Origin of the sequence: Raineyella sp., from assembly GCF_034933565.1 — a bacterium.
Classification (GTDB): Bacteria; Actinomycetota; Actinomycetes; order Propionibacteriales; family Propionibacteriaceae; genus Raineyella.
Genome location: NZ_JAYFNG010000042.1, coordinates 1 through 13,408 on the forward strand (window position 1 = coordinate 1; position 13,408 = coordinate 13,408).

The 13,408-nt window shown below is 71.7% G+C and carries 10 protein-coding genes and 1 pseudogene; 7 read left to right on the forward strand and 4 right to left on the reverse strand.

The window, feature by feature from the left end; genetic code table 11:
- From VB059_RS11815 to disA, 4 genes and pseudogenes are all read left to right on the forward strand, one after another.
- Window positions 1-273, forward strand: a pseudogene (locus VB059_RS11815) (VOC family protein); the annotation flags it as partial.
- Window positions 274-388: 115 nt separating this feature from the next.
- Complete coding sequence (locus VB059_RS11820) at window positions 389-1,459, forward strand: histidinol-phosphate transaminase (RefSeq protein ID WP_323422227.1); 1,071 nt, start codon at window positions 389-391, stop codon at window positions 1,457-1,459.
- A gap of 94 nt (window positions 1,460-1,553) precedes the next feature.
- Window positions 1,554-2,957: a DNA repair protein RadA gene (radA, locus tag VB059_RS11825; RefSeq protein ID WP_323422228.1), complete on the forward strand. Its 1,404-nt coding sequence runs from the start codon at window positions 1,554-1,556 to the stop codon at window positions 2,955-2,957.
- Window positions 2,958-3,015: 58 nt separating this feature from the next.
- Window positions 3,016-4,077 (forward strand): DNA integrity scanning diadenylate cyclase DisA, encoded by a 1,062-nt coding sequence (gene disA, locus VB059_RS11830; RefSeq protein ID WP_323422229.1) that lies wholly within the window; start codon window positions 3,016-3,018, stop codon window positions 4,075-4,077.
- 57 nt (window positions 4,078-4,134) lie between these two features.
- On the opposite strand, the gene VB059_RS11835 is transcribed toward disA, so the two are convergent.
- Window positions 4,135-4,824: a hypothetical protein gene (locus VB059_RS11835; RefSeq protein WP_323422230.1), complete on the reverse strand. Its 690-nt coding sequence runs from the start codon at window positions 4,822-4,824 to the stop codon at window positions 4,135-4,137.
- Between the two features lie 109 nt (window positions 4,825-4,933).
- On the opposite strand from VB059_RS11835, the gene VB059_RS11840 reads away from it, so the two are divergent.
- Window positions 4,934-5,809: an A/G-specific adenine glycosylase gene (locus VB059_RS11840; protein ID WP_416339557.1), complete on the forward strand. Its 876-nt coding sequence runs from the start codon at window positions 4,934-4,936 to the stop codon at window positions 5,807-5,809.
- A 200-nt stretch (window positions 5,810-6,009) separates the two neighbouring features.
- Here the strand turns inward: VB059_RS11840 and VB059_RS11845 are convergent, their stop codons facing one another.
- Together VB059_RS11845 and VB059_RS11850 are read right to left on the reverse strand one after the other, a co-directional pair.
- Window positions 6,010-8,568, reverse strand: a complete 2,559-nt coding sequence (locus tag VB059_RS11845) for an ATP-dependent Clp protease ATP-binding subunit (protein ID WP_323422232.1) — start codon at window positions 8,566-8,568, stop codon at window positions 6,010-6,012.
- 448 nt (window positions 8,569-9,016) lie between these two features.
- Complete coding sequence (locus tag VB059_RS11850) at window positions 9,017-9,358, reverse strand: Lsr2 family protein (RefSeq protein WP_323422233.1); 342 nt, start codon at window positions 9,356-9,358, stop codon at window positions 9,017-9,019.
- Between the two features lie 303 nt (window positions 9,359-9,661).
- Between VB059_RS11850 and VB059_RS11855 the strand changes: the two genes are divergently transcribed.
- Both VB059_RS11855 and VB059_RS11860 read left to right on the forward strand, forming a co-directional pair.
- Window positions 9,662-10,582: an SAM-dependent methyltransferase gene (locus VB059_RS11855; RefSeq protein WP_323422234.1), complete on the forward strand. Its 921-nt coding sequence runs from the start codon at window positions 9,662-9,664 to the stop codon at window positions 10,580-10,582.
- Window positions 10,583-10,592: 10 nt separating this feature from the next.
- Window positions 10,593-11,747, forward strand: a complete 1,155-nt coding sequence (locus VB059_RS11860; protein WP_323422235.1) for an NADH-quinone oxidoreductase subunit D — start codon at window positions 10,593-10,595, stop codon at window positions 11,745-11,747.
- Here the strand turns inward: VB059_RS11860 and VB059_RS11865 are convergent.
- The gene (locus VB059_RS11865; protein ID WP_323422236.1) at window positions 11,712-13,163 is read right to left on the reverse strand and encodes a PAS domain-containing protein; all 1,452 of its coding nucleotides are present in this window, start codon (window positions 13,161-13,163) and stop codon (window positions 11,712-11,714) included. The genes VB059_RS11860 and VB059_RS11865 overlap by 36 nt on opposite strands.
- Window positions 13,164-13,408: the final 245 nt, after the last annotated feature.

Consider the following 13,408-nt stretch of genomic DNA (forward strand, 5'->3'; position numbering starts at 1 on the left):
ATCAAGGGCCTGCTGGCCGATCCCCAGCTGCCGTTCTTCATCCACTGGGTGAGCGCCGACGAGCTGCTGCCGGCCGCGCTGTCGGCGGAGGGCCGCGACGTGTCGCTGCGCTCCCTCGAGCTGTCCGGTGACCCGGCCCGCCTCGCGGACTGGCTCGGTGGCGACCCGGACAACCTGCTGGAGGGCTTCCGGCTGAAGTGGACCAGCCGGCACGGCCAGCCCGGCATCATGTCGGCCACCTTCGAGACCCCGCGGGGTCCGGTCACCATCTGACCCACCGATCCGAGACCTGCCGGTCGAAACGCCGTCCCGAGGGGTGTGACAACCCCTCGGGACGGCGTCGCCGTTGTCGTACGATCGAGCACTCATCGACCCTCCGAGGAGAACCATGTCGCTCACCCTGCGCCCGCACATCGCGAGCATGCCGCCCTACCGGGCCGGCCGTTCGCCGAAGCCCGGGCCGGACGGTCGCGCCTGGAAGATCTCCAGCAACGAGAACCCGTACGGCCCGCTGCCGGGGGTGCTCGAGGCAGTGGCCCGGTCGTTGGCCGAGATGAACCGCTACCCCGACGCCGGCAACACCGAGATCACCGCCGCGGTGGCGACCCGGCATGGGCTGGACGAGGAGCGGCTGGCATTCGGCACCGGCTCGGTCGAGGTGCTCGCCCACCTGCTCGAGGCGACCTGCGGCCCCGGCGACGAGGTCGTCTACGCGTGGCGCAGCTTCGAGGCCTACCCGCTGGCGGTCCAGGTGCTCGGCGCCTGCTCGGTGCAGGTGCCGCTGACCCCGACCGGTGAACACGACCTGACCGCCATGCTGGCCGCGATCACCCCGCGGACCCGGGTGGTGATGATCTGCACCCCGAACAACCCGACCGGCCCCACGGTCGCGCACGACGACCTGGTCGACTTCCTCGGGCAGGTCCGTGACGACATCGTGGTGATCGTCGACGAGGCCTACGTCGAGTACGTCACCGACGCCGACGCCGCCCGCGGCCTGGAGCTGCTCGACGTACATCCCGGTGTGGTCTCGCTGCGCACCTTCTCCAAGGCGTACGGTCTGGCCGCGTTGCGGGTCGGCTGGATGGCCGCGGCGGATCCCGAGCTGGCCCGGGCGGTGCGCGGGGCGACCATGCCGTTCGCCATCTCCACCCCCGCCCAGGTCGCCGTCCTCGCCTCCCTGGAGGCCGAGCCGGAGTTGATCGGGCGGGTCCGGGTGACGATCCACGAGCGGGACCGGATCGCCGAGGAACTGCGCCGGATGGGCCACGCGATCCCGGCCGCCCAGGGCAACTTCGTCTGGTTCCCCGCCGGGGAGCACACCCACGTCTGGTTCGACGCGTTCCGCGAGGCGGGGCTGATGACCCGCGCCTTCGCCGGCGAGGGCCTGCGGGTCTCGATCGCCGAGCCGGACGCCAACGACCGCATCCTCGAGGTCGCCGCCACCCTGGTGCCCTGACGCCTGGGGCGGGGCAGCCGTCTCACCGGCCGGTCCGCCCCGATCCGGCGGCGCTCCACCGACCGATGTCAGCGCCCCGTTCTAGGCTGCAGCCATGCCTCGATCGAAGACCGCCACCGCCACCCGTGATGCGTACGTCTGTGCCGAGTGCGGGTGGACCACCGCGAAATGGGTCGGCCGCTGCGGTGAGTGCCAGCAGTGGGGCACCGTGGTGGAGCAGGGGGCGCGCACCGGCTCGCTGTCCCAGGCGACCCGACCGGTCGCGCCGAGCCACCAGGCCGTGCCCATCTCCGAGGTGCGGGGGGAGGCCGCGCACCGGGCGGTGACCGGGGTGGGCGAACTGGACCGGGTGCTCGGCGGCGGCCTGGTGCCCGGCGCGGTGGTGTTGCTGGCCGGCGAGCCGGGTGTCGGCAAGTCGACCCTGCTGCTGGAGGTGGCGGCGGCCTGGGCGCAACAGGGACGCCGCACGCTGTACGTGACCGGCGAGGAGTCGGTCGCCCAGGTGCGGATGCGCGCCGAACGCACCGGGGATCTTGCCGAGGAGCTCTACCTGGCGGCCGAGAGTGACCTGGGGACCGTCCTCGGCCACGTCGAGCAGGTCTCCCCCACACTGCTCGTCGTCGACTCCGTGCAGACGATGACGACCGAGGACGCCGACGGTACGGCCGGTGGGGTCACCCAGGTCCGCGAGGTGACCGCCGCGCTGGTCCGGGTCGCCAAGGCCCGCCATCTGGCGGTGATCATCGTCGGACACGTCACCAAGGACGGCTCGATCGCGGGCCCCCGGACCCTGGAGCACCTGGTCGACGTCGTGCTGAGTTTCGAGGGCGACCGGCACTCGGGCTTCCGGATGGTCCGGGCGATGAAGAACCGTTTCGGTGCCGCCGACGAGGTGGGCTGTTTCGAGATGCAGGAGCACGGGATCGTCGAGGTGCCCGACCCCTCGGGGCTGTTCACCTCGACCACCGGTGGTGACCGTACGGTGCCGGGCACCTGCCTCACCGTGACCGTCGAGGGGCGCCGGCCCCTGCTGGCGGAGATCCAGTCCCTGGTCGCGGCCTCGCCGCTGCAGATCCCCCGGCGGACGAACCACGGGGTCGACTCCTCGCGGGTGGCGATGCTCACCGCGGTGCTCGAGCGCCGCGCCCGTCAGCCGCTGGCGAACAAGGACGTCTACGTCTCCACCGTCGGCGGGGCCCGGGTCGTCGACCCCGCCGCGGACCTGGCGATCGCCCTGGCGATCGCCTCGGCCACCCGTGACATCGCCCCGCCGCCGGGGTTGATGGCGCTGGGCGAGATCGGCCTGGCCGGCGAGCTGCGACGGGTGCCGGGGGCCTCCCGGCGGGTGGCGGAGGCCGTCCGGTTGGGGTTCCGGACCGTCCTGGTGCCGACCGGCTCGGTGGACGAGCTGGGGCACCTGCCGGGCACCGTACGGGTCCTGGGGGTCGACTCCGTGATGGCGGCACTCGATCTCGTCGGCCTGATCGGCGGGCGATGACCCGTACGCCCTAGACTGACCACCGAAGGATCGGCGCGACCCAGATCGAGAGGGACCGGTGAGCTCGGAGAACCAGCACGACCGCACACGGCGGTTCCGAGCGCTGACCGCTCCGGGGACGCCACTGCGCAACGGACTCGACCGGATCGTCAAGGGACGCACCGGCGGCCTCGTCGTGCTCGGCCTCAACCGCGACGTCGAGGCGCTGATGACCGGCGGCTTCCAGCTGGACGCCCCGCTCACTCCGCAGAACCTGCGCGAGCTGGCCAAGATGGACGGGGCCATCGTGCTGAGCGCCGACCTGTCCCGGATCGTCGCGGCCGGCGTCCACCTGATGCCCGACCCGGCGTACGACACGATCGAGACGGGCACCCGGCACCGCACCGCCGACCGGGTGTCGCGCCAGACCGGCCTGCCGACGGTGTCGGTGTCCGCGTCCATGCAGGTGATCAGCCTGTTCGTCGACGGGGAGCGGATCACCCTCCCCGAGCCGGGTGCCATCCTCGGCCGGGCGGACCAGGCGCTCCGGACGCTCGAGCGCTACACCATCCGGCTGGCCGAGGTGACCGACCACCTGTCCGCCCTGGAGATCCGCGATCAGGTGACCGTCCGAGACGTCGCGGTGGTGCTGCAGCGGTTGGAGATGGTGCACCGGATCAAGGGCGAACTGCGCGACTACGTCATCGAGCTGGGCACCGAGGGCCGGTTGATCGACCTGCAGATCCGCGAGCTGGAGTCGGGGCTGGACAACACCGCCGAGCTGCTCATCGAGGACTACCGCGACGAGGCGAACGGGGTGGCGTTCCAGCTGGCCGACCTGACCACGCTGAGCACCGCCGATCTGGTCGACCTGACCACGATCGAGCGAGCGGTGGGCTTCGGCACCACCGATCTGGAGGCGCAGCTCTATCCCCGCGGCTACCGCCAGCTCTCCCGGATCGGTTCGCTGCCCCGGGCTGTGGCCGCCCGGCTGCTCGACCACTTCGGCTCGCTGCAGGAGATCTTCGCGGCTTCCCTGGGCGACCTGCAGGCCGTGGACGGCGTCGGCCTGCGCCGGGCCCGCGCCATCCGCGATGCGCTGGCCTGGATGGCCGAGTCGGAGTTCGACGAACTCGCCTGAGCCACCGGGTCGCAGCAGGCCGGAGTCACGTCAGGAGAGGTGCATGCCGGGCCGGGCTCACTTGAGGCCGATGACCTTCTTCGCCGTGCCGGCACCCTGGTACTCGGCGGTGACGACGTACGTGCCTGCGGAGATCGCCTTCGACCCGAGCTTGCAGCCGGGGTAGGAGCGACGGCCGGGCCACCCGACGTCGACCGAGAGCGACTCCCCCGCCTTGACCTCTGCCGAGCTCTTCGTCGGGAGCCAGCCGTCACAGTCGGCGGTGGACCAGATCCGGTCGCTGCCGGAGACGATCTTCATCTCGACGAGGGACTTGTCCACGCCGATCCTGCAGGGGCTCGACGACCCGTTGGTCAGCTGGACGGTGAACGTGGTCTGCTGTCCGATGCCGGCGCCGCTGCCGCCGCTGAGCGCCACCCGGATGTCCGAGGCCTGGCAGGCCGCCGTCCCGTCGGGGGTCTTGGCCGCGGCGGGGGTCTGCGCGGCGGCGGGCGAGGCGCCGGGGGTCGGCGTTGCCGCAGCCGGTGCGGGGGATTCGGTGGGGGTCGGTGTGGGTGTGGGGGTCGGCGTGCTGAGCACGAGCGGGGTCGGGCTGCCGGCGGGGATCGCGCTGCCCGCCGTCTTCGGCGGACGGGCGAACGCGACGATGATGAGCACCACGACCAGTACGACGACGCCGATCGTGGCCCGGCGCATCCAGTAGACCTGCGGGTCCTCCGGCCCGACCGGGTGCAGCATTCCACTCATGGGGCCACCCTACGGAAGGCGGTCGCCCCTGCCCCGGAGGCGCGCCCTCACCTACCCTGGACCGGTGCCTCACGACATCACCACGACGCGCCCCCGATCACCCGAGGAGATCGTCACCCGGACGCTGGACTGGTACGCGGTCCACGCCCGAGACCTGCCCTGGCGCCGCCCGGGGTGCTCGGCCTGGGGCGTGATGGTGAGCGAGTTCATGCTGCAGCAGACCCCGGTCGCCCGGGTGCTCGGCCCCTGGCAGGCCTGGATGGACCGCTGGCCCACCCCCGCGGCCCTGGCCGCTGCACCGGCCGGTGAGGCGATCCGGATGTGGGGCCGGCTCGGCTACCCACGCCGCGCCCTGCGGCTGCACGGCGCGGCCCAGGCGATCGTCGCGCAGCACGACGGGCAGGTGCCCGACACCGAGGACGCGCTGCGCGCGCTGCCCGGGGTCGGCGAATACACCGCGGCCGCGGTGGCCGCCTTCGCCCACCGGCACCGCACCGTGGTCGTCGACACCAACATCCGCCGCCTGCTGGTCCGGCTGGTCCGCGGCGAGGCCCAGGCACCGGCCCATCCCCGGGCGGCCGAGCGGACCCTGGCGGCGGCCCACGTCCCGGCGGACCCGGAGCGGGCGGCCACCTGGGCGGTCGCCTCGATGGAGCTCGGGGCGCTGGTCTGCACGGCCCGCACGCCCCGGTGCGACGACTGCCCGCTGGCGGACCTGTGTGCCTGGCACCTCGCCGGGCACCCCGAGGGCTCGTACGCGCCGCGGACCCAGTCGTACGAGGGCACGGACCGGCAGTGCCGAGGGGCGGTGCTCGCGGTGCTGCGGGAGAGTGACGTCCCGACCGCGACGGCCGAACTGCGCCGGGCCTGGCCGCAGCACCGGGCCGCCGATCCGGGTCAGTTCGACCGAGCCCTGACCGGCCTGGCGGCCGACGGCCTGGTCGCCGCCGTCGGTACGGACCACTGGGCCCTGCCGGCCGACTGAGCGACCCCCCACCCGACCGGCCTGAGCTGTCGGCCGACCGATCTGAGTGCCGCGCGGTGGAGCGCCCGATAGTGGGCGACCGCCGCGTCGGTCGGTGCCCTCGGGCAGCAGCTCGGCCAGGGTGTCGCGGACCGGCACGCCGAAGGCCCCGGTGCAGGACTTGCCTGCGCCGGGGCCTTCGGGTCGTGGTCAGCCGGGGGTCAGTTCGCGGACTCCTCGCCCTCGGGCTGGCTCCCCTCGGCCGGCGGTCCCTCCAGCTCCACCGGCGGGGTGTCCGGAACGTCCGACTGCGGCACGCCGCGGAAGACGAACGGATCCTCCGACCCCTCGGGAGCGACGTCGACCAGGACCACCTCGCCCGGCTTGAGGTCGCCGAAGAGGATCTTCTCGGCCATCGTGTCCTCGACATCGCGCTGCAGGGCGCGGCGCAGCGGCCGGGCGCCGAGCACCGGGTCGAAGCCCCGCTTCGCCACCAGGTCCTTCGCAGCCGGGGTGAGCTCGATGCCCATGTGCTTGTCGCGCAGGCGCTCCTCGATCTGGGCCACCATCAGGTCGACGATCGACTTGATGTTCTCCAGGGTGAGCTGGTGGAAGACGATCACCTCGTCGATGCGGTTGAGGAACTCCGGACGGAAGTGCTGCTTGAGCTCCTCGGAGACCTTGGCCTTCATCTTCTCGTATGACGTCTCGTCACCGCCGCCGGTGGAGAAGCCGAGGCTGACCGACTTGTTGATGTCGCGCGACCCGAGGTTCGTCGTCATCACGATGATCGTGTTCTTGAAGTCCACGACCCGGCCCTGCGCATCGGTGAGCCGACCCTCGTCGAGGATCTGCAGCAGCGAGTTGAAGATGTCGGGATGGGCCTTCTCGATCTCGTCGAACAGCACCACCGAGAACGGCTTGCGGCGCACCTTTTCGGTGAGCTGGCCACCCTCCTCGTACCCGACGTAGCCGGGCGGGGACCCGAACAGCCGCGAGGCGGTGTGCTTCTCCGAGTACTCGGACATGTCCAGCTGGATCAGCGCGTCCTCGTCACCGAACAGGAACTCGGTCAGTGCCTTGGTCAGCTCGGTCTTGCCGACGCCCGAGGGACCGGCGAAGATGAACGACCCGGAGGGACGCCGCGGGTCCTTCAGCCCCGCACGCGTACGCCGGATCGACCGGGACAGCGCCCGCACCGCGTCGTTCTGACCGATGTAGCGCTTGCCGATCTCCTGCTCCATGTTGAGCAGGCGGCTGGACTCCTCCTCGGTGAGCCGGAAGACCGGGATGCCGGTGGCGCTGGAGAGCACCTCGGCCACGGCCTCCTCGTCGACCTGCGGGGTGACGGTGGCGTCACCCACCTTCCAGGCCTCCTCCTTCTCGGCGCGCTGGGCGAGCAGCTTCTTCTCATCGTCGCGCAGGGATGCGGCGCGCTCGAAGTCCTGCTGGTCGATCGCCGCCTCCTTCTCGACCCGGACCTTGGCGATCTTCTCGTCGAACTCGCGCAGGTCCGGCGGGGCGGTCATCCGCTTGATCCGCAGCCGGGCACCGGCCTCATCGATCAGGTCGATCGCCTTGTCCGGCAGGAACCGGTCGGAGACGTAGCGGTCGGACATCGTCGCCGCCGCCACCAGCGCGTCGTCGGTGATGGTGATCCGGTGGTGCGCCTCGTACTTGTCGCGCAGCCCCTTGAGGATGTCGATCGTCTCGGCGATCGACGGCTCCGGCACCTGGATCGGCTGGAACCGGCGCTCCAGCGCGGCGTCCTTCTCGATGTACTTGCGGTACTCGTCGAGGGTGGTGGCGCCGATCGTCTGCAGCTCGCCGCGGGCCAGCATCGGCTTCAGGATGCTGGCGGCGTCGATCGCGCCCTCGGCGGCGCCCGCCCCGACCAGGGTGTGGATCTCGTCGATGAACAGGACGATGTCGCCGCGGGTCTTGATCTCCTTGAGCACCTTCTTCAGGCGCTCCTCGAAATCGCCGCGGTAGCGCGAACCGGCCACCAGGGACCCCAGGTCCAGGGTGTAGATCTGCTTGTCGCGCAGCGTCTCGGGGACGTCGCCGCGGACCACGGCCTGGGCCAGGCCCTCGACGACGGCGGTCTTGCCGACGCCCGGCCCGCCGATCAGCACCGGGTTGTTCTTGGTCCGCCGGGAGAGCACGGTCATCACGCGCTCCATCTCGGTGTCGCGACCGATCACCGGGTCCAGCTTGCCCTCCCGGGCCAGCTGGGTGAGGTTGCGGCCGAACTTGTCGAGCTCCGCGGACGAGGCGGGGGTCGCCGCCCCCACCCCGGCGGTCTGCGGCTCGCCGGACTCGGCACCGCCGACCTCACGGCCCTGGTAGCCGGACAACAGCTGCAGCACGGTGGACCGGACCCGGTTCAGGTCCGCACCGAGCTTCACCAGGACCTGGGCGGCGACGCCCTCACCCTCGCGGATGAGGCCGAGCAGGATGTGCTCGGTGCCGATGTAGGAATGGTTGAGCTGGAGGGCTTCACGCAGGGACAGCTCCAGGACCTTCTTCGCCCGCGGAGTGAAGGGGATGTGCCCCTTCGGCGCCTGCTGGCCCTCACCGATGATCTCGACGACCTTCTCGCGCACCGCCTCCAGCGAGATGCCGAGTTGTTCCAGGGCCTTGGCGGCCACTCCCTCACCCTCGTGGATCAGGCCCAACAGCAGGTGTTCGGTGCCGATGTAGTTGTGGTTCAGGGCGCGTGCTTCGTCTTGGGCGAGCACGACCACTCGTCGGGCTCGATCGGTGAAGCGCTCGAACATAGAATCTCCTCCATCTGCGACCGGCCTGGTGACCGGACCGCCGTGCTCCGGCCCGGGGGCCGAGTGCGTCAAGTCTAGTAACTCCGCCCCGGCCCACAATGTTCCCGATCAGACACCGTGTTCGCCTCCAGCGCAATCCTCCGGCCGCAGGGACGACACACCCGGCAGCCTGATCCCGGGCGAGGACACCCGCCACATACATCCGGCCACGCACAGTCGGGTTGCCGACATCCGAGTTGTCTGCAGTCGGTTGTCTGCACCCGAGTCGTCTGCAGTCAAGTTGTCCACAGTCAAGTTGTCGGCACCCGAGTTGTCGGCGTTCGGGTGCCGTACGCCCGGACCGGGTGTCATCGGAACGAGAGACCCGGAACAAGGACGCCCGTCCTGACACCGCACAAACGGCGCCGGGACGGGCGTGGACCGGAATCACCGCTGGCGCGGTAGACGATCAGGAATGTGCCGCCTCGTACGCGGCCCGGACATTCGCCGGGACACGACCCCGGGCCGAAACCTCCATTCCCTGTTCCCTGGCCCATTCCCGGATGTCGGTGGCCGACGGCCCCTCCGATTCCTTGCCGACAGAGGCGGACCCGGCACGCTTCACCACTCGACGACCGCTGACCCGGCGGGCGTGCGAAATCCATGGAGCGACCGCTTCCTGGAGCTCGGCGTAGTGCTCGGCATTGAGGTCGATCTCGTACGACACACCTTCGAATGCGAAGGTGACCTCGTGCTCGGCCGGGGACTGATCGACATCGTCCTCGAGGACGATCTGGGTGCGACGTGCCATCGTGTGCCTTTCTCTGGTACCCGGGGGGCGGGCATCATCTTCGCTGGTATCGTCGGCGGATCGCGGGACCCGGATGGGAGGTGTTCCGCGTCGTGTTCCGTCCACGTTCATCACGATAATACTTCACACAATACAGGAAGTGGAATAGGGCACACATTCCTGAATCAGGTCCCGGCCCGCCGGACCGGATTTCCGCGAACCTGTGAGGTGGCCATGGACTGGCGTGACGAATGGTGGGCCGCAGCGACCGGACCCGAAGGATTCTGGCAGCACGAGGTGCCGGCGGATCATTTCCGTACCTCCGTGGGTGATCGACCGGATCCGAGCGCCACAGAACTGGCCCGGCTGCTACTGTCGACACTCGATTCGCTGTCGGCCGAATGCCCGGGATTGGTCGGCATGGTCGATCTCGGTGCGGCTGACGGCGCACTGCTGGCCGCCGTGGCGCAATGGCGTCCGGCCTGGCAGCTGCTCGGGGTCGATGTCCGGCCGGCCCCCGACGGGTTGCCGGCCGGCTGCCGGTGGCGACAGGCCGGATGGGACGTACGGACCGCGTCCTGGGTCGGGCCGGACGGCAGGATCGCGGAGCCCTGGGCCGACCTGGCGATCCTCGGGCCGCTGCTGGTGGTCGGCCACGAGTGGCTGGACGAACTGCCCTGCCGGGTGGCGCGGCGTGAGCCGCAGGGGTGGGAACTGCTCGGGCCGGACGGCCCGACCGGGGCCCGCCCGGACGCGGCGGAGACGGCCTGGCTGGACCGGTGGGCGGGCACGGCCCGGGTCGCCGAGGTCGGCCTGACCCGCGACCGGGCCTGGGCGGCGGTCGCGGACCGCCTGCCTGCGGGCGGGGTGCTGGTCGCCGTCGACTACGGCCATCAACGGGCTGACCGGCCGGCCGAGGGTGGGCTGGTCGGGTACCGCGCCGGCCGACGGGTGGCGCCGGCCGCGGACGGACGAACGAACCTCAGCGCACCGGTGGCGATCGATGCCCTGGCCGCGGCCGTCGAGGCACGGCCCGGGGTCCGGCGGCTGCTGGTCTCCCGGCAGCGCGATCTGGTCGCCGGCGCCCCCGCTCCCGCCACGACGCCCGCACCCGCACCCGCCACGACGCTCGCCGGGCTGGTCGCCGCCAATCGCCGGCGCCTGCTCGCCGACCCGGACCGCTGGGGGGCGAACCGGTGGCTGGTCCATCGCGTCGATTCCCGGCGGCCGAGGGCGACGTCCTAGGCTGTGGGCCATGCCCTCACTCCACGTGCTGGTCGGTTCCCCCGCGCCGGGGGCGCTGCCGGGCGGGCGACTCCCGGACGGGACCCTGCTGCTCGATCTCGGCCCGGACCACCCGAGCCGGGCGGGGCTGCTGGACCTGGAACTGTGGACCGACGCCGCCGGGGAGACCATCGAACGGGCGGACGTCCATGTCGGCGCCATGCACCGCGGGGTCGAGAAGCTGTTCGAGGTGCGCGACTACCGTCAGATCCTCATGCTGGCTGACCGGCACGACTGGCAGGCCCCCTTCGCCGGAGAACTGACCATCGCCCTGGCCTGCGAGGCGCTGCTGGGCATGACCGTCCCGCCACGGGCCCGCTGGCTGCGGACGCTGCTCGCCGAGCACACCCGGATCGGCTCACACCTCGGCTTCCTCGGCTACCTCACCCACCGCACCGATCCGGGCGACCGGCGGGTGGCCCGGCTCCGCGAGGACCTGCGTGAACAGCTACGGGCCCTCACCGGCAACCGGGTGCACCCGATGGTCACCCGGATCGGTGGCCTGGCCGCGGATGCCGACGACGCCTGGCTGGATGCGGAGCTGGCGGTGGTCGAGCGCGCCCGCGCCCTGGCGGGGGACCTGACCGCCCTGCTCGCCGCCGAGTACGGGCACGCCGCCGGGGTCGCCCCACTGGACCCCGCGGTGGCCCGCGGCTACGGCGTCACCGGACCGGCCTGCCGGGCGACCGGTGAGGACCTCGACCTGCGTCGCCGCCGGCCCTACCTCGCCTACGACGAGCTCGAGGTCGCCGCGGCACCGGCCGACGGGGCCGGGGATGCGCTGGCCCGGTTCACCCTGTTGACCGCGGAGGTGACCGACAGTGCCGGCCTGGTGGCGGCCTGCGCCGCACGGCTGCGGACACTGGACGGGCCGGTCGCCCAGGCGCTGCCGAAGATCATCAAGCTGCCCGACGACGAGGGCTACCTGGCGACCGAGGCACCGCTGGGGCAGACCGGCGCGCACCTGGTCTCCCGCAGCGACCGGACGCCGTGGCGGCTGCACCTGCGGACGCCCTCGTTCTCCACCGTGTCGGCGCTGCCGGCGGTGCTGCCCGGGGTGCAGGTCGCCGACCTGGAACTCGCGTTGGCGTCACTGGGGTACGTGGTCGGCGACATCGACCGCTGAGGGCACGGCAGCGCCATCGGCCGCTGAGGGCACGGCAGCGCCATCGGCCGTCGAGGACACGGCAGCGCCACCGGCCGTCGAGGACACGGCAGCGCCACCGACCACTGAGAGCAGGTCGGCCACCCGGGTGCGCAACGCGGTCGGGTCGCGCCTGTCCTCTTCGGCCCGACGCCGGGGCACCAGCTCGCGCAGCACCTCCATCGCCCGATGGGAATCGTCCATCTGCTGCTCGATCCGCGGCACCAGGGTGCTGATCGACTCCGGGAGTGCCCGGTCGGCCGCCATCGCCTGCCAGGCGGCCATCAGGTCGAGCGGGATCTGCAGCAGACCCGCCGCCTCCTCCACCTGGCGCCGTGCATGGTCGCGGGCCGCGGCATGCTCCGCGAGCCGGGTCTCCATCTCGTCGATCCGCTCCAGCAGGGCCCGGCCCAGGCCACCGATCGCGGGGCGGGCCCGCTCCGTGCCCGGGCCGCCGTCGATCAGCTCGACCAGGAAGCGTCCGACCATCTGGGCGAACATCCTCGCCAGCGCGATCTGCATCCGGCTGTCCAGGGCGCCGGCGCGGGCGGCGGCGAGGTCCTCGAGCAGCCCGGCCAGCACCCCGCCGATCTCCTCCCCCATCGCGGCCCACAGCTGCAGGGGCATCATCATCGGCATCCAGGCGGCGTCCAGGTCGGTCACCGCCGAGATCCGCCGGGCGGTCTCCAGGGAGTCCCGGGTGGCCCGGTCCAGGTGGTCGACGGTGTCGGCCAGCCGCGACGCGGTGTCGGCGAGGGCCGTCAGGTCGGTCATCCAGTCGCCCAGTTCGTCGAAGACCAGGTGGACTCCGTCCAGTATCGGGCCCAGCTCACCGCCGGCCCCGGGCCGGGCCGGGATCCCGCCGATCGCCGTGTCCAGGGCGGTGACCTCGGCGGGCACCAGGGCCCACTGGACCTCCCGGTAGCTGCCCAGCCCCTGCTCCGCCAGCAGCTGCTCGATCAGCTCCGCACCGCGGGCGGCGGCCTCCGCCCGACTCGCGCCGGCGGCCCGCCACTGACCTTCCTGTCCCGCCACCTGCCGGTAGACCTCGTCGATCCGGGCCAGCAGATCGGGACGGCACGGACAGGAGCGCACCGACAGGTAACCCCCGTCACGCAGCGGGGTGATCGCGGCGAACACGTCGTAGCGGCTACCGTCGGCCGCCAGATTGTGGACGTACGCTGCGAACGGGTGACCGGCCTGCAGCTCGGCCCACATCAGCCGGAACGCGCCGCCCGGCATCAGCGGGTGGCGGATGATGTTGTGCGGCGCACCGATCAGCGCGTCCCAGGGATAGCGCGACAGGCGGACGAACGTTGTGTTCGCCTCGGTGATCACCCCGCGGTCGTCGGTGGTGGAGAAGAACATCTCCTCCGCGCTGAACGGCCGCTCAACCATGGTCGGCTCCACGATGCTCCCCTTCCCTGCCGGAAACGAACATACGTCAGCCGAGTCGATCGTGCCGGGCAGACCACGAGAACGATCCGGTGCCGGTCGCCGGGACGGGACCCCGCAACGATGTGACCCCGACAGCGATGTGACCCCGACAGCGATGTGACCCCGACAGCGATGTGACCCCGACAGCGACGTCACCCCAGCGGGGACGTGTCCCCACGACGACGTGGTCTCAGCGGCGATGTGAG